The organism is Curtobacterium sp. NPDC087080 (assembly GCF_044745105.1).
Taxonomy (GTDB): Bacteria; Actinomycetota; Actinomycetes; order Actinomycetales; family Microbacteriaceae; genus Curtobacterium.
Map to the genome: position 1 here is coordinate 491,646 of NZ_JBIUZP010000002.1, position 25,376 is coordinate 517,021.

General features: G+C 71.8%; 24 protein-coding genes. 14 read left to right on the forward strand and 10 right to left on the reverse strand.

What is annotated here, in order from left to right:
* Positions 1 to 13 precede the first annotated feature (13 nt).
* A complete protein-coding gene (locus tag ACIPEQ_RS06510; RefSeq protein ID WP_402714546.1) occupies positions 14 to 673 on the reverse strand; it encodes a DUF4307 domain-containing protein in 660 nt (219 codons plus the stop codon).
* Between ACIPEQ_RS06510 and mca the strand changes: the two genes are divergently transcribed.
* Positions 581 to 1,471 (forward strand): mycothiol conjugate amidase Mca, encoded by an 891-nt coding sequence (gene mca, locus ACIPEQ_RS06515; RefSeq protein WP_402714547.1) that lies wholly within the window; start codon positions 581 to 583, stop codon positions 1,469 to 1,471. The two genes, ACIPEQ_RS06510 and mca, sit on opposite strands and share 93 nt — an antisense overlap.
* Entirely contained in the window at positions 1,468 to 1,761 is a 294-nt protein-coding gene (locus tag ACIPEQ_RS06520) for a hypothetical protein (protein ID WP_402714548.1), read from the forward strand. The genes mca and ACIPEQ_RS06520 overlap by 4 nt, the downstream gene beginning before the upstream one ends.
* Positions 1,762 to 1,916: 155 nt before the next feature.
* Here ACIPEQ_RS06520 and ACIPEQ_RS06525 read toward each other — a convergent pair whose 3' ends face one another.
* Positions 1,917 to 2,615, reverse strand: coding sequence for a hemolysin III family protein (locus tag ACIPEQ_RS06525; RefSeq protein WP_402714549.1), 699 nt, complete (start codon positions 2,613 to 2,615; stop codon positions 1,917 to 1,919).
* An 86-nt stretch (positions 2,616 to 2,701) separates the two neighbouring features.
* Here ACIPEQ_RS06525 and ACIPEQ_RS06530 point away from each other — a divergent pair, with 86 nt between their 5' ends.
* The 3 genes from ACIPEQ_RS06530 (at position 2,702) to ACIPEQ_RS06540 (ending at position 6,394) form a co-directional block, all read left to right on the forward strand.
* Positions 2,702 to 3,487: an isoprenyl transferase gene (locus ACIPEQ_RS06530; RefSeq protein ID WP_238638099.1), complete on the forward strand. Its 786-nt coding sequence runs from the start codon at positions 2,702 to 2,704 to the stop codon at positions 3,485 to 3,487.
* A 142-nt stretch (positions 3,488 to 3,629) separates the two neighbouring features.
* On the forward strand, positions 3,630 to 4,739 hold the full coding sequence (locus ACIPEQ_RS06535) for an aminotransferase class V-fold PLP-dependent enzyme (RefSeq protein ID WP_402714550.1): 1,110 nt from the start codon (positions 3,630 to 3,632) through the stop codon (positions 4,737 to 4,739).
* Between the two features lie 299 nt (positions 4,740 to 5,038).
* Complete coding sequence (locus tag ACIPEQ_RS06540; RefSeq protein ID WP_402714551.1) at positions 5,039 to 6,394, forward strand: PhoH family protein; 1,356 nt, start codon at positions 5,039 to 5,041, stop codon at positions 6,392 to 6,394.
* 159 nt (positions 6,395 to 6,553) lie between these two features.
* On the opposite strand, the gene ACIPEQ_RS06545 is transcribed toward ACIPEQ_RS06540, so the two are convergent.
* The 5 genes from ACIPEQ_RS06545 to xseA form a co-directional block, all read right to left on the reverse strand.
* Positions 6,554 to 7,984, reverse strand: coding sequence for a class II fumarate hydratase (locus tag ACIPEQ_RS06545; protein WP_402714552.1), 1,431 nt, complete (start codon positions 7,982 to 7,984; stop codon positions 6,554 to 6,556).
* 93 nt (positions 7,985 to 8,077) lie between these two features.
* Entirely contained in the window at positions 8,078 to 8,692 is a 615-nt protein-coding gene (locus ACIPEQ_RS06550; protein ID WP_402714553.1) for a carbonic anhydrase, read from the reverse strand.
* Between the two features lie 35 nt (positions 8,693 to 8,727).
* Positions 8,728 to 9,363, reverse strand: a complete 636-nt coding sequence (locus tag ACIPEQ_RS06555) for a DUF4245 domain-containing protein (RefSeq protein WP_402714554.1) — start codon at positions 9,361 to 9,363, stop codon at positions 8,728 to 8,730.
* Entirely contained in the window at positions 9,360 to 9,620 is a 261-nt protein-coding gene (locus tag ACIPEQ_RS06560) for an exodeoxyribonuclease VII small subunit (protein ID WP_126890830.1), read from the reverse strand. Before ACIPEQ_RS06560 ends, ACIPEQ_RS06555 begins: the two co-directional genes overlap by 4 nt.
* 63 nt (positions 9,621 to 9,683) lie before the next feature.
* On the reverse strand, positions 9,684 to 10,925 hold the full coding sequence (xseA, locus tag ACIPEQ_RS06565; protein WP_284445493.1) for an exodeoxyribonuclease VII large subunit: 1,242 nt from the start codon (positions 10,923 to 10,925) through the stop codon (positions 9,684 to 9,686).
* A 123-nt stretch (positions 10,926 to 11,048) separates the two neighbouring features.
* Here xseA and ACIPEQ_RS06570 point away from each other — a divergent pair, with 123 nt between their 5' ends.
* Together ACIPEQ_RS06570 and ACIPEQ_RS06575 are read left to right on the forward strand one after the other, a co-directional pair.
* Positions 11,049 to 12,113: a 4-hydroxy-3-methylbut-2-enyl diphosphate reductase gene (locus ACIPEQ_RS06570; RefSeq protein ID WP_402714555.1), complete on the forward strand. Its 1,065-nt coding sequence runs from the start codon at positions 11,049 to 11,051 to the stop codon at positions 12,111 to 12,113.
* Entirely contained in the window at positions 12,110 to 12,856 is a 747-nt protein-coding gene (locus ACIPEQ_RS06575) for a DUF6264 family protein (protein WP_402714556.1), read from the forward strand. Before ACIPEQ_RS06570 ends, ACIPEQ_RS06575 begins: the two co-directional genes overlap by 4 nt.
* 24 nt (positions 12,857 to 12,880) lie before the next feature.
* On the opposite strand, the gene ACIPEQ_RS06580 is transcribed toward ACIPEQ_RS06575, so the two are convergent.
* Together ACIPEQ_RS06580 and fbaA are read right to left on the reverse strand one after the other, a co-directional pair.
* Complete coding sequence (locus ACIPEQ_RS06580) at positions 12,881 to 14,140, reverse strand: M18 family aminopeptidase (RefSeq protein ID WP_402714557.1); 1,260 nt, start codon at positions 14,138 to 14,140, stop codon at positions 12,881 to 12,883.
* 107 nt (positions 14,141 to 14,247) lie between these two features.
* The gene (gene fbaA, locus ACIPEQ_RS06585) at positions 14,248 to 15,276 is read right to left on the reverse strand and encodes a class II fructose-bisphosphate aldolase (protein WP_402714558.1); all 1,029 of its coding nucleotides are present in this window, start codon (positions 15,274 to 15,276) and stop codon (positions 14,248 to 14,250) included.
* A gap of 156 nt (positions 15,277 to 15,432) precedes the next feature.
* On the opposite strand from fbaA, the gene glpX reads away from it, so the two are divergent.
* Positions 15,433 to 16,422, forward strand: a complete 990-nt coding sequence (glpX, locus tag ACIPEQ_RS06590; protein WP_126890835.1) for a class II fructose-bisphosphatase — start codon at positions 15,433 to 15,435, stop codon at positions 16,420 to 16,422.
* Between the two features lie 129 nt (positions 16,423 to 16,551).
* Here the strand turns inward: glpX and ACIPEQ_RS06595 are convergent, their stop codons facing one another.
* On the reverse strand, positions 16,552 to 17,814 hold the full coding sequence (locus tag ACIPEQ_RS06595) for a DNA recombination protein RmuC (RefSeq protein ID WP_402714559.1): 1,263 nt from the start codon (positions 17,812 to 17,814) through the stop codon (positions 16,552 to 16,554).
* Between the two features lie 155 nt (positions 17,815 to 17,969).
* Between ACIPEQ_RS06595 and iolC the strand changes: the two genes are divergently transcribed.
* Genes iolC through ACIPEQ_RS06625 form a run of 6 tightly spaced genes read left to right on the forward strand, consistent with a single transcriptional unit; the run spans position 17,970 to position 25,323 of the window.
* Entirely contained in the window at positions 17,970 to 18,974 is a 1,005-nt protein-coding gene (gene iolC, locus ACIPEQ_RS06600) for a 5-dehydro-2-deoxygluconokinase (protein WP_209823163.1), read from the forward strand.
* Positions 18,967 to 19,956, forward strand: coding sequence for a class I fructose-bisphosphate aldolase (locus ACIPEQ_RS06605; RefSeq protein ID WP_402714560.1), 990 nt, complete (start codon positions 18,967 to 18,969; stop codon positions 19,954 to 19,956). The genes iolC and ACIPEQ_RS06605 overlap by 8 nt, the downstream gene beginning before the upstream one ends.
* Entirely contained in the window at positions 19,953 to 21,476 is a 1,524-nt protein-coding gene (locus ACIPEQ_RS06610; RefSeq protein WP_402714561.1) for a CoA-acylating methylmalonate-semialdehyde dehydrogenase, read from the forward strand. The genes ACIPEQ_RS06605 and ACIPEQ_RS06610 overlap by 4 nt, the downstream gene beginning before the upstream one ends.
* Positions 21,477 to 21,484: 8 nt before the next feature.
* Positions 21,485 to 22,408: a 5-deoxy-glucuronate isomerase gene (gene iolB, locus ACIPEQ_RS06615; RefSeq protein ID WP_402714562.1), complete on the forward strand. Its 924-nt coding sequence runs from the start codon at positions 21,485 to 21,487 to the stop codon at positions 22,406 to 22,408.
* On the forward strand, positions 22,405 to 24,330 hold the full coding sequence (iolD, locus tag ACIPEQ_RS06620; protein ID WP_402714563.1) for a 3D-(3,5/4)-trihydroxycyclohexane-1,2-dione acylhydrolase (decyclizing): 1,926 nt from the start codon (positions 22,405 to 22,407) through the stop codon (positions 24,328 to 24,330). The genes iolB and iolD overlap by 4 nt, the downstream gene beginning before the upstream one ends.
* A 39-nt stretch (positions 24,331 to 24,369) precedes the next feature.
* Complete coding sequence (locus ACIPEQ_RS06625) at positions 24,370 to 25,323, forward strand: sugar phosphate isomerase/epimerase family protein (RefSeq protein WP_402714564.1); 954 nt, start codon at positions 24,370 to 24,372, stop codon at positions 25,321 to 25,323.
* Positions 25,324 to 25,376: the final 53 nt, after the last annotated feature.

The window sequence follows — 25,376 nt, forward strand, 5'->3', positions numbered from 1 at the left end:
GAATCAGTCGAGTCTAGGGAACCCAGCAGTCGTGGATCAAGCCGGTCACGCCGCGGGTCGTGGTGTTCACCTCGGTCGAGATCGAGCGGGTGCGCTGCTCGGAGGCCGGCAGCGTCACCTCCTTCCACCCGACGATCGAGTACGACTTGTCGAGCACCTGCACGGCGCAGCGGACCTCGGTGCCCGGGTCGGCCGACACCTGCGAGTGCACGACCGTGCGGTGGTCGGAGACGACGGTGTAGCCGAGCTCGGTGTTGTCGAGCCCGTGCGACTCCTGGTCGAGCCCGGCCCAGACGACCCACGCGACGAACACGAGCACGACGGCGATCGCTGCGACGATCCCGAACAGCCTGCCGCGGCGCCGACGCTCCGGCGTGCGCCCGTACCGATCGTCCAGCGACGCGGCCGTGCCGGGCGCGGCGGTCGCAGCGGTGGCGGTGGGGTGCAGCGGTTCGGACAGTTCGGGGCTCCTGGGGTGATTATCCTGGTCCCAGGGTAGTTCACGCCCCGCTGTGCGCTCCCCGCACGCCCGCGGTCGACGCGTGCGCGCCCCGCTCGACCCGCACCCGTGAGGATCCTCGTGCCGTTCCGCCTGCTGGCCGTCCACGCCCACCCCGACGACGAGTCGAGCAAGGGCGCCGGGACCTCCGCCCGGTACGTCGCCGAGGGACACCAGGTGATGGTCGTCTCGTGCACGGGTGGCGAGGCCGGGGACGTCCTCAACGACCAGCTCGGCGAGCCCGCGACGAGCCGCGCGCACCGTGACATGGCGGGCTACCGCCGGTCGGAGATGGCCGCGGCGCAGGCAGCGCTCGGGATCGACCACGTGTGGCTCGGGTACCACGACTCAGGGCTGCCGGACGCCGAGAAGGGCGAGACGGTCCGTCCGGGCACGTTCTCGACGGTGCCGCTCGAGTACTCGACCGAGGCGCTCGTCCGCGTGGTCCGCCGCTTCCGCCCGCACGTGCTCGTGACCTACGACGAGAACGGCGGGTACCCGCACCCCGACCACATCCGTACGCACGAGGTCTCGGTGGCCGCGTGGCGTGACGCCGCCGACCCGACGAAGTACCCGGCAGCGGGGGAGCCGTGGGCGGTCAGCAAGCTCTACTACGAGCGCACCATGAACCCCCGCCGCTTCCGCACGATCCACGAGGCACTGCGCGAGCGCGACCCGGACAGCCCAGCGGTCGAGCAGCTCCGCGAGTGGGTCGAGCGGTTCGCCGACCGGCCCGACCTCGCGACGTCGCACGTCGACGTCAGCGCCTACTTCGACGCCCGCGACGCCGCCCTGCACGCGCACGCGAGCCAGGTGCCGCCGGACAGCTTCTTCTTCTCCTGGCCGAACGACCTCCTCGCGACGGTGTGGCCCACCGAGGACTACCAGCTCGTCGAGGCACGCGTGCCCACCGACCTGCCGGAGTCCGACCTGTTCGCGGGGCTCCCTGACGACGAGGACACCACCGCGTGAGCACCATCCTGACGGCCATCGCCGCCGCCCCCAGCCCGAGCCCGTCGGTCGTGCCCGACGTCGACGTCACCCCCGGGGTCGCCGGCTTCGTCGCGATCGCGGTCGTCGCGGTCGTGACGATCCTGCTCGTGGTCGACATGACCCGACGCATCCGCCGGACCCGTTACCGCGCGGAGATCCGCCAGCGGCTCGAGTCCGACGCGGGCGAGGGTGCGGCGACGGACGAGCCGTCGCGCCGCATCGGCGAGGACGGCCGGAGCGACGTCGGCGACGACACCGAACGCGGCTGACCGCGGCGACGACAGCAGCCGCGACGACAGCAGCAGCGTCGCGGCCGCGACGCGACCAGCAGACGGACGGGAGGCCCGTGGCGAGCGTGCCACGGGCCTCCCGTCCGTCTGCGGTCACCCGCACCGACCGGTGCAGCCGCCGGCGGCGGCGGCGGTCAGCGCACCGGGTCGAGGGCCACGATGAGCACGCCGACCCACTGCGCGGCGAACGCGACGACGGTCAGGGCGTGGAAGACCTCGTGGAAGCCGAACACGGTCGGGGCGGGGTCGGGCCGCTTGAACCCATAGACCAGTGCGCCGAGGATGTACGCCAGCCCACCGGAGAGCACGAGGACCGTCATCGGGACGCTCGCGGCGAAGAACTGCGGGAGCAGGCCGAGCGCGGCGCACCCGAGCACCAGGTAGATCGGCACGTACAGCCAGCGCGGTGCGCCGATCCACAGCACGCGGAAGGCGATGCCGAGCGCGGCGCCGGTCCACATCACCCAGAGCACGACGACCATGAGCGTGTGCGGCAGCGCGCAGATCGCGATGGGCGTGTAGGTGCCGGCGATCAGCAGCAGGATGTTCGTGTGGTCGATCCGCTTGAGGACCTTCTTCACCGTCGGACCCCACGGGAAGCGGTGGTAGGTCGCGGAGACGCCGAACATCAGGAGCGACGTCGCCATGAACACGGCGCTGCCGGCCTTCGCCGCCCCGCTGTCGGCCAGGGTGATGAGCACGATGCCCATCGCGATGGCGAACGGGAACGTGCCGAGGTGGATCCACCCACGCCAGGCAGGGCGGGGTGCCTCGGTGGTGGCTGCTTCCTCGGTGAACGGGACGTGGGGGAGCGTGTCGGTCTCGTCCTGCATGGGGTGACAGTAGGGCCCCAGGCCGAACGGCAGCAGGGAGTGCACACCTCGGCACGGTCGAGGCCGCGGTGCACTACAGTCGTGGCGTGACCGGCAGGGTGGGATGGGCAGGGCGCGGCGTCCTCTACCGTGCCTACCAGCGCCGTATCCGCCGACAGATCGACGGTCAGGCGATACCGAAGCACGTCGCGATGATCGTGGACGGCAACCGTCGCTGGGCGAAGCAGCTCGGCCTCGAGTCGGCCGCCCACGGGCACCGCGCAGGCGCCGCGAAGATCCCCGAGTTCCTCGACTGGTGCGACGACCTCGGCATCGAGGTCGTGACGCTCTACCTGCTGTCCGCCGACAACCTGACCGGACGCGGCGGCGAGGAGCTCGAGCAGCTCGTCGGGATCATCGGCGACCTCGCCGGGACGCTCGCCGGGCACCGTGACTGGCGTGTGCAGCACGTCGGCTCCGACGAGGGACTGCCCGCGGGGCTCCTCGGGGCGCTCGCGGACGCCGAGGCCCTCAGCGCGGCCCACTCCGGCCTGCACGTCAACCTCGCGGTGGGCTACGGCGGCCGACGGGAGATCGCCGACGCCATGCGGAGCATCGTGCGCGCGCACGGTGAGGGCGGCGGCACCCTCGACACTCTGGCCGAGGTGCTGACGCCCGAGCTCATCGGCGACCACCTCTACACGCAGGGCCAGCCCGACCCGGACCTGGTGATCCGCACCTCGGGGGAGCAGCGACTCTCGGACTTCATGCTGTGGCAGAGCGCGCACAGCGAGTTCTACTTCGTCGAGGCCTTCTACCCGGACCTGCGCGAGGTCGACTTCCTGCGGGCCGTCCGCGACTTCGGGCTGCGCTCCCGTCGCTTCGGCGGCTGACCGCCCTCCGCTCGGTCGCCTCGGCCGCTGGTCGCGGGTCACTCCGTGTGCCGCTGCGAGTGCGTCCCGCGGCCCAGGTTCGCTCGGGCCGGGTCGGTCCCAGTAGGCTCACAGGGTTTTCGTCCCACGGAAGGTTGCGCCTGTGAACATCGCCGAGTACACGGCGGGCTTCGACGAGGAGTCCGGCTACCTCGACCACGCTGCCTTCGGGCCGGTGCAGACCGCCGTGCTCGAGGAGCAGCGCGTGCTCGGCACGATCCAGGAGCGCATGCGCTTCGGCGCCGTGGAGACCCTCGACGAGCAGGACGCCCGGGTGCGCACCGTCGCCGCCCGGCTCGTCGGTCGCCGCGAGGACCAGGTCGTCTCGCAGACCGCCACGACCCCGGGTCTGCTGCACACCGCGTTCGGCCTGACCGGTGGCGTCCTGGTCGCTGCTGACGAGTACCCGTCGCTGCCGCTCGCCCTGGCGAGCGCGGCCTCGGCCACCGGCGGCCGTGTGCAGCCCGTCGTGATCGAGTCCGGCGCCGGCTGGATGACCCCGTCGCTCGTCCAGGAGCGCCTGACCGACGACGTCACCGCGGTCGCCGTGTCCCTCGTCGACTGGCAGACCGGGTACCTCGCCGACCTCGCCGCGATCCGGGAGGTCATCGGCGACCGCCTGCTGATCGTCGACGCCATCCAGGGCTTCGGGGTCGTCGACGCCCCGTACGAGGTCGCCGACGTCGTCGCCACCGGTGGGCAGAAGTGGCTGCACGCCGGGTGGGGCACGGGCTTCGTCGCGTTCAGCGACCGGGCCCTGAACCGCCTGCGTCCGGCACTGTCCGGACCGCACGGCACGACCGGCTGGCCGACCGAGGTGCCGTCGGTGAAGCCGGGTGCCGCGGGCTACCAGATGACGCGCGTCGACCCGGTCGCCCAGGCACGGATGGCCGTGTCGCTCGAGCGGCTCGTGTCCGTCGGGGTCGGGGCCGTGCAGGAACGTGTGGCCGATCGCGTGGAGCGGGTGCTCGACATCGCCGACGAGTTCGGTCTGTCGGTCGAGTCGAGCCGAGACCCGCGGGAGCGCGCCGGCATCGTCGTGCTGCGACCGCCGCAGGGTCGGCTCACCGCGCTGTCCGCCGCGCTGCACAACCACGGGGTCACCGCGACGACGCGGCTCGGTGTCGCACGGGTGTCGGTCTTCGCCTCCACCACGGACGCGACGCTCGACATGTTCCGCGACGCCTGCCTCTCCTACGCCACGATGCAGTAGCGCGCTGCGCGCGGCGCGGCGAGACTCGGGCTGAGCGACGGATCCCGTGGCCGGAGGCCCGAGAAGTGTCGGTGAGCGCGAGACTCGGACCCATCGTCTGAGGCCGCCGCGGTGCGCGTTCACGCGACCGTAACCTGCGGAACCGCGTGTCGCGACACGCCTGTCAGGGGCCGGTCGTAGCTTGGCCCCACCGGGCACAGTGCCCGGTCGAAGCGGCCAGGCAACGGTGCTTCGGGACCGCTCTCCGGCCGCGTCGAGGACAGTGACCGGGCCGAGTGCGGCCCGGGGATGGAGTGGTCGTGACCTCTCGTAACGTCTCTCGCGAAGCCGCCCAGCGGACCACCGCGGACTCGTCCACACCGGTCGCCCAACGCACGTACGTGCTCGACACCTCGGTGCTCCTCAGCGATCCGCGGGCCCTGTTCCGCTTCGCCGAGCACGCCGTGGTGCTGCCCGTGGTCGTCGTCAGCGAGCTGGAGTCCAAGCGCAACGACCCGGAGATCGGGTACTTCGCACGGCAGGCACTCCGGCTGCTCGACGAACTGCGCGTCGAGCACGAGCGACTCGACTTCCCCGTCGCACTCGACGGCGGTGGATCGTTCCGCGTCGAGCTGAACCACTCGAACCAGTCCGTGCTGCCGTCGGGGCTGCAGCTCGGTGACAACGACTCGCGGATCCTCGCAGTCGCGTCGAACCTGGCGAACGACGGGCTCGACGTCGTCGTCGTGTCGAAGGACCTGCCGCTGCGGGTCAAGGCCTCGTCGATCGGCATGGCCGCCGAGGAGTACCGCGCCGAGCTCGCCGTCGACTCCGGCTACACGGGCATCACCGACCTGCAGGTCTCCGGCGAGCAGATGAGCGACCTGTACGAGCGCGAGGAGATCCGGACCTCGACGCTCGACGGTGTGCCCGTCAACACCGGTGTCGTCATCCACTCGGAGCGCGGGTCGGCCCTCGGACGGGTGCACGAGGCCGGCGAGGTGTCGCTCGTCCGCGGCGACCGCGAGGTGTTCGGCCTGCGCGGCCGCTCCGCGGAGCAGCGGCTCGCGATCGACGCCCTGCTCGACCCGGAGATCGGCATCGTGTCCCTCGGCGGCAGCGCCGGCACGGGCAAGTCCGCGCTCGCGCTGTGCGCCGGGCTCGAGGCCGTGCTCGAACGGCAGCAGCACAAGAAGATCATGGTGTTCCGGCCGCTCTACGCCGTGGGCGGGCAGGAGCTCGGGTACCTGCCCGGTGACGCCTCCGAGAAGATGAACCCGTGGGCGCAGGCGGTGTTCGACACCCTCGGCGCACTGGTGTCCGACAACGTCCTCGACGAGGTGGTCGAGCGCGGGATGCTCGAGGTCCTGCCGCTGACGCACATCCGCGGACGCTCCCTGCACGACGCGTTCGTGATCGTGGACGAGGCGCAGTCCCTCGAGCGGAACGTCCTGCTCACGATGCTGTCGCGCATCGGGCAGAACTCGCGGGTCGTCCTGACGCACGACGTCGCACAGCGGGACAACCTGCGGGTCGGCCGGCACGACGGGGTCGCCTCGGTGATCGAGCGGCTGAAGGGGCACCCGCTGTTCGCGCACGTGACGCTGACCCGCTCGGAGCGGTCCGCGATCGCGGCGCTCGTGACCGAGCTGCTCGACTCGCCCGACCTCGGGTAGCGCGGGGCTGGCGCCGGGCCGAGTCTCGTTCTGAGCGACAGTTCTCGCGCTCGGCGGCCCGAGAACTGTCGCTGGGCGCGAGTCTCGGGGCGACCAGCACGACGGACGGGAGGCGCGGTGCCAGCCGGCACCGCGCCTCCCGTCAGTGGGCGGCGTCCGTCAGCTCGGGTGCGTCATCGACAGCACGTCGAGCGCGCTGTCCAGCTGCTCCTCGGTGACCTCGCCGCGTTCGACGTGGCCCAGGGCGACCACGGCCTCGCGCACCGTGATGCCCTCGGCGACGGCGTACTTGGCGACCTTGGCGGCGGCCTCGTACCCGATGACGCGGTTGAGCGGCGTGACGATCGACGGCGACGACTCGGCGAAGGCGCGCGCACGCTCGAGGTTCGCCTGCAGCCCGTCGACGGTCTTGTCGGCCAGCACCCGCGAGCTGTTCGCGAGCAGGCGGATCGACTCGAGCAGCGCCGTGCCCATCACCGGGATCGCGACGTTGAGCTCGAAGGAACCCGAGGCGCCTGCCCAGGCGACGGTCGCGTCGTTGCCGATGACCCGGGCCGCGACCATCAGGGTCGCCTCGGGGATGACCGGGTTGACCTTGCCGGGCATGATCGACGAGCCGGGCTGCAGGTCGGGGATGTGCAGTTCGCCGAGACCCGTGTTCGGACCCGAGCCCATCCAGCGCAGGTCGTTGTTGATCTTCGTCAGGCTGACCGCGATGACCTTGAGGGCACCCGACGCCTCGACCAGTGCGTCACGGGCGCCCTGGGCCTCGAAGTGGTCGAGCGCCTCGGTGATCGGCAGGCCGGTGTCCGAGGCCAGACGGGCGATGACCTGCTGCGGGAAGCCCTTCGGTGTGTTGATGCCGGTGCCGACCGCGGTGCCGCCGAGCGGGACCTCGGCGACGCGGGGGAGCGTGGCCTGCACGCGCTCGATGCCGAGGCGGACCTGCCGGGCGTAGCCGCCGAACTCCTGGCCGAGGGTGACCGGGGTGGCGTCCATCAGGTGGGTGCGCCCGGACTTCACCGCGTCGGCCCAGAGCGTGGCCTTGGCCTCGAGGGACTCCGCCAGGTGCTCGAGCGCGGGGACGAGCGTGCGGATGAGGGCCTCGGTCACGGCGACGTGCACGGAGGTCGGGAAGACGTCGTTCGATGACTGCGACGCGTTCACGTGGTCGTTGGGGTGGACGTCCGTGCCGGCGATGCGCGTCGCCAGGGTCGCCAGGACCTCGTTCATGTTCATGTTCGACGAGGTGCCGCTGCCGGTCTGGTAGACGTCCACCGGGAACTGGTCGTGGTGGTCGCCGCCGATGATCGTGTCCGCAGCCTGCGCGATCGCGTCGGCGACGGCCGGGTCGACGATGCCGAGGGAACCGTTGACGACCGCCGCGGCCCGCTTGATCCGGGCGAGGGCGACGATCTGCGCCGGCTCGAGACCGCTGCCCGAGATCGGGAAGTTCTCGACGGCGCGCTGGGTCTGGGCACGGTACAGGGCCGATGCCGGGACCCGGACCTCGCCCATCGTGTCGTGCTCGATGCGGTACTCGCCCTCGGGGCTGCCGTTCGTGGCTGTGGTCGCGGTGGTGTCGGTCACGTCGTCGTGGTCCTTCCTGTGGTGCGCCGGCGCGGTCGCGTCGGTGCGGTCGTGGTGCCCCGTCGGTGTCGGGACGGCCGTCGTCGGTGCCGGTCAGGCCTCGCCGACGACGGTGTCGACGGAGACCTCGCCGGTCTCCAGGTCGTAGGTCGCGCCGACGACGGCGAGCCGGCCCTCGGCGATCGCGTCGGAGACGACCCCGGAGCGTTCGATCACCTGGCGGAGCGTGGCCTCGAGGTGGGCGGCGCCGACGGCCTCCTGCGGGAGCTCGGCATCGGTCGCGCGGACCCGCTCGACGCTCGGCGCGATCGCGTCGACGAGCGACTGCAGGTGCGGGGCGGGGACGGGCTCACCCGAGCGCGCTGCGGCGACGGCCCCGCACGCGGTGTGTCGGAGGACGACGACGAGCGGAGTGCCGAGGGCGACGACCGCGAACTCGATCGAGCCGAGCACGACGTCGTCGACGATCTGACCGGCGTTGCGGATGGCGAACAGGTCGCCGATCCCGGCGTCGAACACGTGCTCGAACGGCACGCGGGAGTCGGAGCACCCGAGCACGGTCGCGAACGGCGCCTGCGACCCGGTGAGCTCGCCGCGACGGTCCGGGTCGATCCGACCGGTGCGGCGCTTGTCGGCGGCGAAGCGGGCGTTGCCCTCGACGAGCAGGCGGAGGGCGTCGGACGGGGTGGATGCGGCGCGGTCGGGCATGGTCTTCCTCGTGCTTCGGGTTCGGTCGGGTGGGGTCAGTTCGCGAACTGCTCGGTCACGGCCTTCGCGACGGTCGTGAACGACGAGTCGTCGGCGGTGCCGGACAGGACGATCGTGCTGTCGCCGAAGGTGTGGACGAGCGAGTACGCGTGGTTGCCGGCGTCCTTGCCCTCGTCACGGCGGTCGTACACGGTCCACTTCGTGCCGTCGATGGTGCGGTCACCGGTGGACGGCTTCTGGTCGAGCTGGTTCGCCACCCAGGACGCGTTCGCGTCGAGGCCCTGCTGCAGACCGATGTACTGACGGTCCGGGGTGACGAGGCCGACGGTCCAGACCCGGACGCCGTCCGAGGTCTTGTCCTGGAAGTCGGCGCGGTTCGAGGTGAAGCCGTCGGGCAGGTCCGGTGCCGCGAGCGTCACGCCGGGCACGTCCGCGCCGGCGGCGACCTGCTGGTAGTCGACCGAGCGGTCGACGGTCTGGTCGGGCCGGACCACGACGGCGACCAGGAAGAGGACGATGCCGAGCGAGGCGATGAGCGCGAGGACGAGGTTGAACGCGGTCTGGTGCTCGCGTCGGGTGCGGCGCGCGGCGTCCTTCCGGGCCCAGGTCTCCTCCGGGGTCTCCGGGCGGCCGAGCTCGGCGACGACGGGACGCCCCTCGCGGTCGGTCACCGTGCTGCCCCGTCGTGGTCGGCGGTGTCCGCACCGGTCGATGCGGCACGGGCGGCGTCCAGCCGGGCCCGTGCACCGACGAGCCACTCCTCGCATCGAGCCGCGAGGGCTTCGCCGCGTTCCCAGAGCGCGAGCGAACGCTCGAGCGTCGCGGACCCCTGCTCCAGCTCACCGACGACGCGCACGAGTTCGTCGCGCGCTGCCTCGTAGCTCAGCGACTGCACGTCGGACGGCACGGGTTCCTGCTGGGATGACACACCCCGATCCTACCGAGCGCCCTCCGACGTGGCGCACCCGCGGCCGAGGCCGTGGAGAACGGGCTACGCCCCCGAACCGTCCGGCCCGGGACCCTCCGGCTCGAGCGTGCCCGTCGCGGTGCCGGCACCGAGCGTGACGTGCACCGGGGTCGCGCCGTCGAGGTCCTCGGTGCCGCGCACGACGCCGCCGTCCGTCCGCTGCACGATCGCGTACCCGCGTCGCAGGGTGTCGCGCGGCGAGAGTGCCCGCAGGCGTCCGGTCAGGTGCCCGACGTCGCTGTGCGAGCGTTCGAGCCGTCGGTCCAGCAGCTCGCGGGCACGGGACAGGTCGCGCGCGACCTCCTCTGCCCGGGTGTCCACGAGCCATGCGGTCGACGCGAGGGCCGGACGGGACCGGAGTGCCGCGATCCGATCGGCCTCGACCGACAGGGTGTGCGAGAGGCGCAGTCCGAGCCGGGCCCGTGCCTGCCGTACGTTCGCGAGCTCCTCGGCGACGTCGGGCACCACGCGCTTCGCGGCGTCCGTCGGGGTCGAGGCGCGCAGGTCGGCGACCTCGTCGAGGATCGGCCGGTCGGCCTCGTGCCCGATCGCGGACACGATCGGAGTGGTGGCGGCGGCCGCGGTCCGGACGAGCCCCTCGTCGCTGAAGCCGAGCAGGTTCTGGAAGTCGCCGCCGCCCCGGGCGACGATGATGACGTCGACCGTCGGGTCGGCGTCGAGCTCGACGATCGCCGCGGTGACCTCGCCGACGGCGCGCTCGCCCTGGACCGCCGTGTGCACCGTGCGGAACTCGACCTGCGGCCAGCGCAGCTGCGCGTTCCGCTTGACGTCCTTCTCAGCGTCGGAGTCCTTGCCCGTGATGAGCCCGATGCGGTGCGGCAGGAACGGCAGGCGCTTCTTGCGGGACGGGTCGAACAGCCCCTCTTCGGCCAGGGTTCGTCGGAGTCGCTCGAGCCGTTCGAGCAGGTCACCGAGCCCGACGTGCTTCATCTCGACCACCTGCATGGTGAGCGAGCCGCCCTTGACCCAGTAGTTCGGCTTGACGGCCGCGACGACCCGGGCACCCTGCCCCAGGTCCGCCGGCACCCGGGAGCGCACGCTCGACCAGATCGAGAACGACACGGTCGCGTCGACCTCGACGTCCTTGAGCTTGCCGTAGACGTTGCCTCCGGCGACGTTCCACTGCGTGATCTCGCCCTCGACCCAGGCGGTGCCGAGCCGGTCGATCCAGTCGCGGAGCTTCGCTCCGAGCAGGGCGACGGGCCACGGGTTGTCGGCCGTCGGCGGGCCCTGTTCGATCGCCATGCCCCCATCGTGCCGCATGCCGACGACAGCGCCGACCCGCGCTGCTGCAGGCCTGCCCCGCCGCGCGCCGGTGACGACACCGCACCCAGGCCCCGCGCGTGCCCGGCACCTATCATCGGGGGCGTGACGATCACCAACGGCCGCACGGTCCCGCTCGCCCCGCCCCGGGTGCACGCAGCGCGCGGCCGACTGCGGGACGAGCCGGTCGCCGGCACGAAGAAGGTCCTGCTCGCGGCCCCCCGCGGGTACTGCGCGGGCGTCGACCGCGCCGTGGTCGCCGTCGAGAAGGCGCTCGAGCAGTACGGCGAGCCGGTCTACGTGCGGAAGCAGATCGTCCACAACGTCCACGTCGTCTCCACCCTCGAGCAGCGCGGCGCGGTGTTCGTCGACGACGTCGCCGAGGTCCCGCGCGGCGCGCACGTCGTCTTCAGCGCGCACGGCGTCTCACCCGCCGTCGTGGCTCGTGCCGCGGAGCGTGACCTGCACGCGATCGACGCGACCTGCCCCCTCGTCACGAAGGTCCACCGCGAGGCCACCCGCTTCGCGAAGGCGGACCGCACGATCGTCCTCATCGGTCACGCCGGGCACGAGGAGGTCGAGGGCACCATGGGGCACGCCCCCGAGCGCACGATCCTGGTGAACGGCCCCGCGGACGTCGCCGCGCTCGAGGTCCCCGACCCCGACAACCTCGTCTGGCTGTCGCAGACCACGCTGAGCGTCGACGAGACGATGGAGACGGTCCGGCTGCTCCGCGAGCGGTTCCCGTCGATCGAGAACCCGCCGTCGGACGACATCTGCTACGCCACGCAGAACCGCCAGGTCGCGGTGAAGAAGGTCGCCCCCGCGGCGGACCTCGTCATCGTGGTCGGCTCGGCGAACTCGTCGAACAGCGTGCGGCTCGTCGACGTCGCCCTCGAGTACGGCGCGGCCGCCGCGCACCGCGTCGACTACGCCGAGGAGATCCGTCAGGACTGGCTCGACGGTGTCCGCACGGTGGGCGTCACCAGCGGCGCCTCGGTACCCGAGGAACTCGTCACCGAGGTGCTCGAGCAGCTCGCGGACGCCGGCTACGGCACCGTGGAAGAGGTCGTCACCGCGCACGAGGACCTCATGTTCTCGCTCCCCAAGGAGCTCCGCACGGACGCCTCGGGCAACCCCACCCGCGCCCTCGGCGGGCGTCGCTCGTGAGCGGCGACTGGTCGTCGGCACCGGCCCGCGAGCCGGGCCACGTCGACGAGACCGCGCTCGGCCGGGAGGCCCGCCCCGCGTCCGCCGCACCGGCAGCCGCCCGGCGGGACGGCCGGGTCCACGGCACGCCGGCACCCGAGTACGGCGAGTACGCCCCGGAGGGCTGGGTCAACCCGGTCCTGGCCGAGCAGGAACGACTCGACCGGCAACGCCGCGAGGCCGAGGAGCGCGACCGCGCGGCCGCGGGGACGCCGGCCGGCCGGGGTGCAGCCGGGCAGGACCGTCCGACGGGCGCCCGCAGCAACCGTGGAGCTGCTCCCTCCCGGGGTCCGGCGAGCGGGCGGGAACGACCGGCGGCGCTGTCGAGCCGCTTCGGCGCGTCGCAGTTCGACTTCGTGGTGAGCGTCGCCCTGCTCGCGTTCGGTCTGCTCTCGGTCGTGCAGGCGCTCGCCGTGCGTGACGTCGCCTCCGCCGTTCGCAGGGCGTTCGAACAGCAGGGCCTGCAGCTCTCCGACCCCGCGGCACTGTCGACCGCCGCGGTCGTCGGAGCCATCGCCAACGTCGTCGTGTTCGCCCTCGTCGCGTGGTGGTCCCTGCGTCGGCTGGCTGCCCGACGGTGGACGTTCTGGGTCCCGCTGCTCGGCGGGGCCGTGGCGTCGCTGATCAGCCTGGTCGCGTTCGCCGTGGTGATGTTCCAGGACCCGGGCTTCGTGCAGGTGCTGATGCAGCAGTCGGGCGCCTGACCCGCAGGCGCCCGACCGGGTCGGTCAGCCGGCCAGGAAGGCGGCGACGGCACCGTGCAGTGCCGCGAGGTCGTCGACGTGCACGAGCTCGCGCACCGAGTGCATCGACAGCAGGCCCACGCCGATGTCGATCGTCGGGATGCCCAGTCGGGTCGCCGCGATCGGGCCGATCGTCGAGCCGCCCGGGATCGTGTTCACGTTGACGAACGGCTGCCAGGACACCCCGGCGGCGTCGCACGCGGCAGCCCAGACGGCCTCGCCCTTCGCCTCGGTCATGTAGCGCTGGTTCGCACTGATCTTCAGGAGCGGCCCGCCTCCCGGACGCGGGCGGTTGGTCGGGTCGTGCTTCTCGGGCTGGTTCGGGTGCACGAGGTGCCCGGCGTCGCTCGACAGCAGCCACGAGGCTCGGAACGCGCGAGCAGCCTCGGACCGGGTGGCCCCGAGTCCCTCCTGCACGCGGCCGAGGACGTCCTCGAGGAACGGTCCGCCGGCACCCGACGGGGTCGACGAGCCGATCTCCTCGTGGTCGAACGCCGCGAACACCGGGACGTGGTCGCCGTCGGCCGGTGCGTCGACGATCCCGCGGAGCCCGGCGTGCACGCTCGTCAGGTTGTCCATCCGGCCGGACGCCAGGAACTCCCGGTCGATGCCGATCCGTGCCGGGGCCTGCGTGTCCGCGAGGAAGAGGTCCCACGACACCGCGTCGTCCCCGAGCCGTCCGCGCAGCCATGCGAGCACGTCGGTGCCGCCGGTGGTGCCGTCCGTGCCGACGACCGGCAGGGTGTGGCGCTGTCGGTCGATCTCCTTGCCGTCGTTCACCCCGCGGTCGAGGTGGATCGCGAGGTTCGGGATCCGGGCGACCGCGTCGGTCGACACGAGGCGGACCGAGCCGTCGGCGTCGACCACGCGGCCGGCGATGCGGAGGTCACGGTCGAACCAGGTCGACAGGAGCGCGCCGCCGTAGACCTCGACGTTGAGCTGCTCCCAGCCGCCCACGCGCACGGCCGGGTTCGGCTTGATGCGGAAGCCGGGGGAGTCGGTGTGCGCACCGAGGATCCGGAAGGGGGTGGTGGGCGTCGCCGACTCCGGCAGACGCCAGGCGATGACCGCGCCGTCACGGACGACGACGTAGGCGCCCGCCTCGGTCGGCCAGGCGTCGAGCTCCGACAGCTCGGTGAACCCCGCTGCGACGAGCTGGTCCCGCGCGACCGCGGCCGCGTGGAACGCGGTGGGGGACTCGGTGACGTACTGGGCGAACGAGGAGGCGATGGCGTCGGTGGTCACCGGTCCATCGTGTCACGGGCGGTGGGGGCGACCGGACGCGGAACGGGGCGCGTCCGTCGGACGCGCCCCGTTCCTCCCGGCTGGTGACCGCCGGGGCGCGGGTCGGATCAGCCCTTGCTGTTGCCGGCCGAGCCGAGGACCTTCGCGGCCTCGACGACGCGGGCCGCCATCGCGGTCTCGGCGACCTTGCCCCACGCGCGCGGGTCGTACTGCTTCTTGTTGCCGACCTCGCCGTCGATCTTCAGCACGCCCTCGTAGTTCCGGAACATCGAGTCGGCGATCGAGCGCGTGAACGCGTACTGCGTGTCCGTGTCGATGTTCATCTTGATGACGCCGTTGCGGACGGCCTCGTGGATCTCGTCGTCGGTCGAGCCGGAGCCGCCGTGGAACACGAGGTCGAGCGGGTTCTCGCCGGTGCCGTGCTTCTGCGCGACCGAGGCCTGGATCTCACCGAGGAGCTCCGGCCGCAGCTTGACGTTGCCCGGCTTGTAGACGCCGTGCACGTTGCCGAACGTGAGGGCGGCGATCCAGCGGCCCTTGTCGCCCAGGCCGAGCGCGTCGACGACCTTCTCGACGTCGTTCGGGGTCGTGTACAGCGCGTCGTTGGTGCCCTCGTGCTGGACGCCGTCCTCCTCGCCGCCGACGACGCCGATCTCGACCTCGAGGATCGCGTTGATGTTGCGCGTCTTCTCGATCATCGTCCGGGCGATCTCGATGTTCTCGTCGAGCGGCACGGCCGAGCCGTCCCACATGTGCGACTGGAAGATCGGGTTGCGGCCCTGACGGACCTCCTCCTCGCTCGCGGCGATGAGGGGCATGACGAAGCCGTCGAGGGCGTCCTTCGGGCAGTGGTCGGTGTGCAGCGCAACGGTGACGTCGTAGTTCTTCGCGACCTCGTGCGCGAAGCGCGCCATCGCGAGGGCACCGGCGGCGCGGTTCTTCACGGTATGCCCGGCGAAGTAGTCGGCACCACCGGTGGTGACCTGGAGGATGCCGTCCGAGCCGGCCTCCTGCAGGCCCTGGAGGACCGCGTTGATCGTCTGGGAGGAGGACACGTTCACCGCGGGGTAGGCGAACTTGCCGGCCTTCGCTCGTTCGAGCATCTCGGCGTACTGTTCCGGCGTTGCGATGGGCACTGCGATCTCCTTCGACTGGTGGTTCCCCGCCGAGCCTAGTCAGCGGCACTGGAGGCGCGGTGGTCGTTACGCGGGTACCTTCCGGTCGTCGTGCACATGCGTTCACGACGCCCGCTGCTGCGGCCCCGGCTGGTCGCCGGTCGGTAGGCTCTGGTCGTGACTCCCACGACTGAGACCGGCTCCCTGTTCCTCCAGCCCGACCGCAACCTGGCGCTCGAGCTCGTGCGTGCGACGGAGGCCGCCGCGATCCGTGCGCAGCCGTGGGTCGGCCGGGGCGAGAAGAACCTCGCGGACGGTGCGGCCGTCGACGCGATGCGGAAGTTCCTCGGCACGGTGAACTTCGACGGCGTGGTCGTCATCGGCGAGGGCGAGAAGGACGACGCCCCGATGCTCTTCAACGGCGAGCACGTCGGCAACGGCCACGGCCCGGCCTGCGACATCGCGGTCGACCCGATCGACGGCACCTCGCTCACCGCCGCCGGCCGGCAGAACGCCATCTCCGTGATGGCCGTGTCGGACCGCGGGTCGATGTACGACCCGTCGGCCGTGTTCTACATGGACAAGATCGCCGCGGGTCCCGAGGGTCGCGGGATCCTCGACCTCGAGAAGCCGATCGGTGAGAACATCCGCGCGCTCGCGAAGGCGAAGCACAAGGACATCGAGGACATGCAGATCGCCGTCCTCGACCGCCCGCGCCACGACGAGCTCATCCGCGCGATCCGCGCCACGGGTGCCGGCACCCGGCTGCTGCTCGACGGCGACGTCGCCGGCGGCATCTCGGCCGCGCTGCCCGGGTCGAAGATCGACATGTGCGTCGGTGTCGGCGGTACCCCGGAGGGCATCATCACCGCGTGCGCGATCAAGGCGCTCGGCGGTGTGATCCTCGGCAAGCTCCAGCCGAAGGACGACGAGGAGCGCCAGAAGGCCCTCGACGCCGGGCACGACCTGGACAAGGTCCTCGACCAGGACGACCTGGTGACGGGCGACAACACGTTCTTCGTCGCGACGGGGGTCACCGACGGTGTGCTCGTGGACGGCGTCCGTCGTTCGCGCGGTGTCATCCACACGGACTCGCTCGTGCTGCGCTCGCGCTCGAACACGATCCGCCGCATCCAGGCCGACCACCGCGCCGAAAAGTGGTTCTGATCCGCCCGGTGCGCTGACATCCTCCGGGACGCCTGACCGCTCGCACAACGAGAAGCACCCCGCACCACGGGATCACGTGGTTCGGGGTGCTTCTCGTTGTGCGGGGGCGGCTCGCGCCGGCCGCCGCGCTCAGTCCTCGTCGAGGGCGCCGACGAGCTCGGGCGCCGTGAGCAACCGCGGTTCGTCGTCGATCGTCGCCGGGGCGGCGAGCACCTTCGACTCGTCGAGCAGCGACAGGCGCCGGGCGCTCGGCAGCACCTGACGCTCGAGCGACCCCACGAAGCGGTTGTAGTCGACGACGGACCCCCGGATCGCGCGGCCGAGCTTGTCGACGTGCCCGCCCAGGGTCGCCAGGCGTCCGTACAGCTCGCGCGAGACCCGGAAGAGCTCCCGGGCCTCGGCGGTCACGACGTCCTGCTGCCACGAGAACGCCACCGTCTTGAGCACCGACCACAGCGTGACGGGTGACGCCAGTGCGATGCGCTTGCGGAAGGCGTGGTCGAGCAGCCCGGGGTCGGCGGCCAGCGCGCTCGAGATCAGCGACTCGGACGGGATGAACGCGATCGTCAGCTCGGGCGACGCGTCGTAGCCCGTCCAGTACTCCCGGGCGGCCAGGGCGTCCACGTGCGCCCGCAGTGCCTTGACGTGCTGCGCCACGAGCTGGTCGCGCCGAGCACCCTCGGCCCCGGTCGCGCTCGCCGGGATCTCCGCAGCCTGCAGGTACGCGCTGAAGGGGACCTTCGCGTCGACGGCGATCGTCTTGCCCCCGGGCAGGTGCACGACCATGTCGGGTCGGGCGGTGCCCGCGGCGGTCGTGACCTCGGACTGCACGTCGAAGTCGACCCGTTCGAGGAGCCCGGCGGCCTCGACCACGTTCCGCAGCTGCGTCTCGCCCCAGACGCCGCGGGTGCTGTTCGACGACAGGGCGCTCGCGAGCGTGTCCGCGGTGGCACGGAGCCGTTCCTCGGACTCGGCGGCCGACCGCAGCTGGGCGGACAGGGCGCCGTACTGCTCGGACCGCGACTGCTCGAGCTCGGCGATCTTCGCCCGCATCTGGTCGAGCGTCTGCGCGACGGGGCTGAGCGCCGACAGCACCTTCGACTCGCCCTGGTTCCGAGCCGCGTCCGCGCCGTGCATGCGCTGCACGAGGTGCTCGAGCTCGGCGGCCCGTCGCTCGAGGGAGTCGACCTGGCGGCGGTACTGCGCGTCCTGCGCGTCGAGGCGTTCCTCGGCGTCGGCGCGCACCGAGTCGAGCTGCGCACGCAGCGCGTCGGCCGTCGCGCGGGCCGCGGCGGCGTCGACGCCGGCGCGTGAGCGGGCGAGCGACCACGCGACGACGGCACCGACGGCGGCACCGAGGACGAGACCGATGACCAGGGCGAGGATCTGCATGACGCAACCGTGGCAGTGCCCACCGACACCGCGCCTCCAGGCCGACGGCGGGCGTGTCGAGGGGACGGGCGCGTCCATGTACTGACATTAGGGCAAAGTCCGTGTACAGTCGTGACCGTCCGCCGATGAAGCCGCACGGAAGGTCCTCGCGTCGCATGACCAACGAAGCTCCCCACGTCCACGACGTGATCACGATGGGACGCGTCAGCGTCGACGTCTACCCGCAGCAGACCGGACCACTCGAGGACGTCACGACCTTCTCGAAGTCCGTCGGGGGCAGCGCGACCAACGTCGCCATCGCCGCCGCCCGGCACGGCGCCGACGCGGCGGTCGTCACCCGCACCGGCGACGACCCGTTCGGTCGGTACATCGCCCGCACGCTGCCGGAGTTCGGCGTCGCGAACGACTTCGTCGAGACCGTCGAGGGCCTCAACACCCCCGTCGCCTTCTGCGAGATCTTCCCGCCGGACGACTTCCCGCTGTACTTCTACCGGGCGCCCAAGGCCCCGGACCTGATGATCACGACGAAGTCCCTGCCGCTCCACGCCATCGAACGGACCCGGGTGTTCTGGACGACCGTGACGGGACTCAGCGAGGAGCCGAGCCGCAGCGCGCACCACGCGGCCTACGCGGCACGGAGCGCGTCGACGAGCGGCACCCGGATCCACACCGTGCTCGACCTCGACTACCGGGCGGTGTTCTGGTCGAACCCGGCCGCCGCGACCCGTGAGGTCGGCGTCGCCCTCGAGCACGCCACCGTCGCCGTCGGCAACCGCGAGGAGTGCGAGGTCGCCGTGGGGGAGACCGACCCCGTGCGCGCCGCCGACGCCCTGCTCGAGCGCGGCGTCGAGGTCGCGATCGTGAAGCAGGGTCCGAAGGGTGTGCTGGCGAAGACCCGCGACGAGACCGTCGAGTACCGGCCGCACACCATCGACGTCGTCAACGGGCTCGGTTCCGGCGACGGCTTCGGCGGCGCACTCGTGCACGGCCTGCTGCAGGGCTGGAGCCTCGACCGCACCCTCGCGTTCGCGAACGCGGCCGGCGCCATCGTCGCCACCCGCTTCGAGTGCTCGACCGCGATGCCGACGAGCGACGAGATCGAGGAGTTCCTGCGCACGAACCCGGCGCAGGCGACCACGAAGGAGGGCATCGATGCCTGAGATCAGCCCCGCCGACTTCGCCAGGCTGCGCGACCTGCGCGCCGGGTCCCCGGAACGGGTCGCGGAAGTCCTGCGGACCCGCACCCGTCGTCCGCTGCTCGCCGACGACGGCAAGCTCTTCATCGTCGCAGCCGACCACCCCGCCCGTGGTGCGCTCGCCGTCCGCGACGACGCCTCGGCGATGGCCGACCGCTACGACCTGCTCGAACGACTCGTCGTGGCACTCGGCCGTCCGGGCGTCGACGGGGTCCTCGGGACCCCGGACGTCCTCGAGGACCTCGCCCTCCTGGGGGCGCTGGACGGCAAGGTCGTCGTCGGCTCGATGAACCGCGGCGGTCTGCGCGGCGCCTCGTTCGAGCTCGACGACCGCTACACCGCGTACTCGGCACGGGCCATCAAGGACGCCGGGCTCGACTTCGCGAAGCTGCTCGTCCGCGTCGCGCTCGACGACGCCGGCACCGCGCCGACGCTGGAGGCGACGGCACGGGCGGTCAGCGAAGCCGCCGCCCTGCAGCTGCCGATCATGCTCGAGCCGTTCATGTCCTCGTGGCGCGACGGTCGGGTCGTCAACGACCTGAGCGCGGACGCCGTGATCACCTCGATGGCGATCGCAGCCGGGCTGGGGGAGTCGAGCGCCTACAGCTGGTTGAAGATCCCGGTCGTCGACGACATGGCCCGCGTCATGGCCGCGACCACCCTGCCGACGCTGCTGCTCGGCGGCGACCCCTCGGGCAGCCCCGACGAGACGTACGCCACGTGGGCCGACGCGCTCGCCCTGCCGGGCGTCCGCGGACTCGTCGTCGGCCGGACCCTGCTCTACCCGCAGGACGGTGACGTCGCCACCGCGGTCGACGTCGCGTCCTCACTCGTCCACAGCCGGGAGGCGCGGACCGAGTTCTCCACACCGGCTCGCGGTCACGCCGACTCGCCTGCCTCGTCCACCACCCTGGACACGTCCGTCCCGGAAGGAAGCAACGCATGACCACCAGCACCGAGACCAGCACCGAGACCACGACGGTGGGGCACTGGATCGACGGCGAGCACGTGACGTCGACCTCCGGCCGGACGGCTCCGGTCTACGACCCGGCGCTGGGCGTCGCCACGAAGCAGGTCGCCCTGGCCGACGAGGCCGAGATCCAGCGGGCGATCGCGAGCGCCAAGGCGGCGTTCCCGGCGTGGGCGAACCTGTCGCTCGCGAAGCGGCAGCAGATCCTCTTCGCGTTCCGCGAGGTCCTGAACCGCGACAAGGCCGAGCTCGCCGAGATCATCACGAGCGAGCACGGCAAGGTCATCGACGACGCCCTGGGCGAGATCGCCCGCGGGCAGGAGGTCGTGGAGCTCGCGACGAACATCCCGTCGCTGATGAAGGGCGAGTTCTCCGACCAGGTCTCGACCGGCATCGACGTCTACTCGATCCGTCAGCCGCTCGGTGTCGTCGGCATCATCTCGCCCTTCAACTTCCCGGCGATGGTGCCGCTGTGGTTCCTGCCGATCGCGATCGCCGCCGGGAACACCGTCGTGCTCAAGCCCAGTGAGAAGGACCCGTCCGCCGCGATCTGGCTCGCGCGGAAGTTCCAGGAGGCCGGGCTGCCCGACGGCGTCCTCACGGTGCTCAACGGCGACAAGGAGTCCGTCGACGGCCTCCTGACCAGCCCGGACGTCGAGTCGATCTCGTTCGTCGGCTCGACACCGATCGCGCAGTACGTCTACGAGACGGGCACGAAGCACGGCAAGCGCGTCCAGGCACTCGGCGGGGCGAAGAACCACATGCTGGTGCTGCCCGACGCCGACCTCGACCTCGTCGCGGACAACGCGATCAACGCGGGCTTCGGTTCGGCCGGCGAGCGCTGCATGGCGATCTCCGTCGTCGTCGCGGTCGAGCCGGTCGCCGACGAGCTCGTCGCGAAGATCACGGAGCGCGCCGCGACGCTGCGCATCGGTGACGGACGCCGCGGGTGCGACATGGGCCCGCTCGTCACCCGGCAGCACCGCGACAAGGTCGCCTCGTACATCGAGGTCGCCGAGCAGGACGGTGCGGTGGTCGTGGTGGACGGCCGCACCGTCCGACCCGACGGCGACGAGAACGGCTTCTGGCTCGGCCCGACGCTGATCGACCGGGTGCCGACCTCGAGCCGCGTCTACACCGAGGAGATCTTCGGGCCCGTGCTGTCGGTCGTCCGGGTGCAGTCCTACGACGAGGGCCTCGAGCTGATCAACTCCGGAGCCTTCGGCAACGGCACGGCCATCTTCACGAACGACGGTGGTGCTGCCCGACGGTTCCAGCGCGACGTGCAGGTCGGCATGATCGGCATCAACGTCCCGATCCCGGTGCCGGTGGCCTACTACTCGTTCGGCGGGTGGAAGAACTCGCTGTTCGGCGACCACAAGGCGTACGGCGCCGACGGCGTGAGCTTCTTCACCCGCCAGAAGGCGATCACCTCGCGCTGGCTCGACCCGGCCACGCACGGCGGTGTCGACCTCGGCTTCCCGTCGAACGGCTGATCCGCAGCATGGCGAACGAACAGCAGCAGCACGACCGCTGGTTCATCCCGGCGGGCTCCCGCCCCGAGGCGGGCTGGACCGACGTCGTCGACGGCCGCATCGAGGGGTGGACGCACACCGGTCTGCGGACCGGCGCCGTGCAGGACGGGGGTGCGTTGCGCCTCCCGGCCGACGCGGTCGAACGGCTCGTCGTCCCGCTCGCGGGCAGCTTCACCGTCGCGTACGACGACACCGAGCAGGCGCTCGAAGGACGCTCCGGCGTCTTCGAGGGGCCGACCGACGTCCTGTACCTCGGGTCCGGTACCGCCGCGACGATCACCGGCTCCGGTCGGGTCGCCGTGGCCGAGGCACCCACCGAGACAGTCAAGCCGAGCGTGTACGTCGCACGCGACAACGTCCCCGTCGAGCTCCGCGGCGCGGGGCAGTCCAGCCGGCAGGTGCACAACTTCGGCACCCCGGCCGCCCTCGACGCGGTCGGGTTCATCGTCTGCGAGGTGATCACGCCGGCCGGCAACTGGTCGTCGTACCCGCCGCACAAGCACGACACGAACCGTCCGGGCCAGGAGTCGGACCTCGAGGAGATCTACTACTACGAGGCTGCTGTCTCCCGGGACGTCTCGTCGGGGGTGGTCGAGGTGCCGGCGGGCGCCGACCCGTTCGCCCTGCACCGCGCGTACGCCTCGGACGACCGACCCATCGACGAGTTCCGCCAGGTGCGGACCGGCGACATCGCCCTCGTGCCGTACGGCTGGCACGGCCCGGCCGTCGCCGCCCCCGGCTACGACATGTACTACCTCAACGTGATGGCCGGGCCGGACCCGGAACGCGTCTGGAACATCACCGACGACCCGGCCCACGGGTGGGTCCGTCAGACGTGGACCTCGGAGTCGATCGACCCACGCCTGCCCTACGAGAAGGAGCCCTCCCGATGAGCCAGCACACCGGTCCGGAGCAGACCCGCCGGATGACCGTCGGCCAGGCGCTCGTCGAGTTCCTGGCGAACCAGTGGACCGTCGACGGCGACGTCCGCGAGCGCACCATCCCGGGCATCTTCGGCATCTTCGGGCACGGGAACGTCGCGGGCCTCGGCCAGGCGATCAAGCAGCTCCACGACGACCAGCCCGGCCTGCTGCCGTACCACCAGGCCCGCAACGAGCAGGCGATGGTGCACGAGGCCGTCGGCTTCGCCCGCATGCACCGCCGCCGTGCGACCTTCGCGTCGACGGCGTCGGTCGGTCCGGGTGCGGCGAACATGCTCACCGCCGCGGCACTCGCCACGACGAACCGGCTGCCCGCGCTCCTGCTGCCCTCGGACACGTTCGCGACCCGGACGACCGACCCGGTGCTGCAGCAGATCGAGATGCCGCACGACACCTCGCTGCAGGTCACGGACGCGTTCCGTCCGCTCTCGCGGTTCTTCGACCGCGTCGAGCGGCCCGAGCAGCTGTTCTCGATCGCGCTCGCCGCGCTGCGCGTGCTCACGGACCCGGCCGAGACCGGTGCCGTGACGATCGCCCTGCCGGAGGACGTGCAGGCCGAGGCGCTCGACGTCCCGGTGTCGTTCCTCCAGCCGCGCGAGTGGCACGTCCGGCGTCCGCTGCCCGAACGCGGACCGCTGGCCCGTGCGGTCGAGGCGATCCGGAGCGCGGAGCGTCCGGTCATCGTGGCCGGTGGTGGCGTCCTGTACTCAGGTGCCGAGGACGAGCTCCGCGCGTTCGTCGAGGCGACCGGGATCCCGGTCGGCACCTCGCAGGCCGGTGGCGGGTCGCTCGTCTGGGACCACCCGCAGTACCTCGGTGGCATCGGAGCGACCGGGACGGCCGCGGCCAACGCGATCGCCGCGCAGGCGGACGTCGTGATCGGCATCGGCACGCGCTACAGCGACTTCACCACGGCGTCGCGGACCGCCTTCCAGGACCCCGACGTCACCTTCGTCAACGTCAACGTTGCGTCGTTCGACGCCCACAAGCACGGCTCGCAGCTGCCGGTGATCGCCGACGCCCGGGAGGCGCTGGTCGCCCTCACCGCGGCGCTCACCACCGACTCGTCGTACGCCGTCGATGCCGAGTACGCCGCGGAGATCGCGTCGCGGAAGCAGGAGTGGGACCGGATGGTCGACGCCGCGTTCGCGCCGTCGGGCAGCGCCCTGCCGGGGCAGCCGGAGATCATCGGCGCGGTGCAGGAGGTCTCCGACCCCCGCGACGTCGTCGTCCAGGCCGCGGGCTCGCTGCCGGGCGACCTGCACAAGCTGTGGCGGGTGCGGGACGCGCTCGGCTACCACGTCGAGTACGCGTTCTCGTGCATGGGCTACGAGATCGCCGGGGGCATCGGAGTCCGCCGGGGCGCGCCGGACCGCGACGCGATCGTCATGGTCGGCGACGGGTCGTACCTCATGCTGCACACCGAGCTCGTCACCGCGGTGGCCGAGGGCATCAAGATCATCGTGGTGCTCGTCCAGAACCACGGGTACGCGTCGATCGGGCACCTGTCCGAGACGGTGGGCTCCGAGCGGTACGGCACGAAGTACCGGTACCTCGACGAGACCCGGTCGTTCGAGAACGGCGACCCGCTCCCCGTCGACCTCGCCGCGAACGCCCGCTCCTACGGCGTCGACGTCATCGAGGTCCAACCCGGCCCGGACGCCGTCGAGGACCTCAAGGCCGCGCTGCGTCAGGCGAAGGCGAACGACCACACCACCCTGGTGCACATCAACTCGGACCCGCTCCTCTACGCCCCCGAGGGCAACGGCTGGTGGGACGTACCGGTCGCGCAGACCTCCACGCTCGAGAGCACCCGGAACGCCCGTGCCGAGTACGAACAGCAGGTCGCGTCGCAGCGGCCCCTGCTCGGCTGACCCGACCGTCCACCCCACCCAGAAAGCGACAGCGACGTCATGACCGACACCGCAACCCCCGCCGGCGCCCCGTCCACGGACGCGGCACCCGCCTCCATCCGCATCGGTACCGCCCCGGACTCGTGGGGCGTCTGGTTCCCGGACGACCCCGGCCAGGTGCCGTGGCAGCGCTTCCTCGACGAGGCGTCCGCAGCCGGGTACGAGTGGATCGAGCTCGGTCCCTACGGCTACCTGCCGACCGACCCGTCGCAGCTGTCCGACGAGCTCGAGTCCCGCGGGCTCAAGCTGTCCGCCGGGACCGTCTTCACCGGGTTCCACAAGGGCGACGACCAGTTCCAGCGGGCGTGGGACCAGGCCGTCGCGGTGGCCGGCCTCGCGGCGGCGCTCGGCGCCGAGCACCTCGTGACGATCCCCGACCTCTGGCGCTCGGACGCGACGGAGGAGGTCCTCGAGGCCCGCACGCTGACCGACGAGCAGTGGGAGCGCCTGGGCAGGGGGCACGACCAGCTCGGCAAGGCGCTGCTCGAGGAGTTCGGCGTCCACCAGCAGTTCCACACGCACGCCGACAGCCACGTCGGCACCTACAAGGAGACCGTGCGGTTCCTCGAGGTGACGAACCCGGAGTACACGAACCTCTGCCTCGACACGGGGCACTTCGCGTACTACGGCGGCGACAACCTGAAGCTCATCGCCGCGCACCCGGAGCGGATCGGGTACCTGCACCTCAAGCAGGTGGACACCGACCTGCTGTTCGACGTCCTGAAGAACGACGTGCCCTTCGCCACCGCGGTCGCGCAGGGGATCATGACCGAGCCGCCGCACGGCACCCCCGAGCTGGCTCCGATCATCGAGGCCGTCGCACGGATCAACCCGCAGGTCTTCGGCATCGTCGAGCAGGACATGTACGGCTGCTCGGTCGACGCCCCCGGACCGATCGCCGAGCGCACCTTCCAGCACATCTTCGGTTCCACCGCCGCCGCCCGCGTCTCCTGACGCACCGTCCACGCAGCGTCGTCCACGCGGCGTCGTCCACCACCGGGAGAGAA

Coding starts and splice junctions, on each gene's coding strand:
- xseA (WP_284445493.1), bottom strand. CDS start 10,925: ATGGCGATCGAACAGGGCCCGCCGACGGCCGACAACCCGTGGCCCGTC.
- ACIPEQ_RS06525 (WP_402714549.1), bottom strand. CDS start 2,615: ATGCAGGACGAGACCGACACGCTCCCCCACGTCCCGTTCACCGAGGAA.
- ACIPEQ_RS06605 (WP_402714560.1), top strand. CDS start 18,967: ATGCCTGAGATCAGCCCCGCCGACTTCGCCAGGCTGCGCGACCTGCGC.
- iolB (WP_402714562.1), top strand. CDS start 21,485: ATGGCGAACGAACAGCAGCAGCACGACCGCTGGTTCATCCCGGCGGGC.
- ACIPEQ_RS06610 (WP_402714561.1), top strand. CDS start 19,953: ATGACCACCAGCACCGAGACCAGCACCGAGACCACGACGGTGGGGCAC.
- ACIPEQ_RS06625 (WP_402714564.1), top strand. CDS start 24,370: ATGACCGACACCGCAACCCCCGCCGGCGCCCCGTCCACGGACGCGGCA.
- ACIPEQ_RS06595 (WP_402714559.1), bottom strand. CDS start 17,814: ATGCAGATCCTCGCCCTGGTCATCGGTCTCGTCCTCGGTGCCGCCGTC.
- iolD (WP_402714563.1), top strand. CDS start 22,405: ATGAGCCAGCACACCGGTCCGGAGCAGACCCGCCGGATGACCGTCGGC.
- ACIPEQ_RS06550 (WP_402714553.1), bottom strand. CDS start 8,692: ATGCCCGACCGCGCCGCATCCACCCCGTCCGACGCCCTCCGCCTGCTC.
- iolC (WP_209823163.1), top strand. CDS start 17,970: ATGACCAACGAAGCTCCCCACGTCCACGACGTGATCACGATGGGACGC.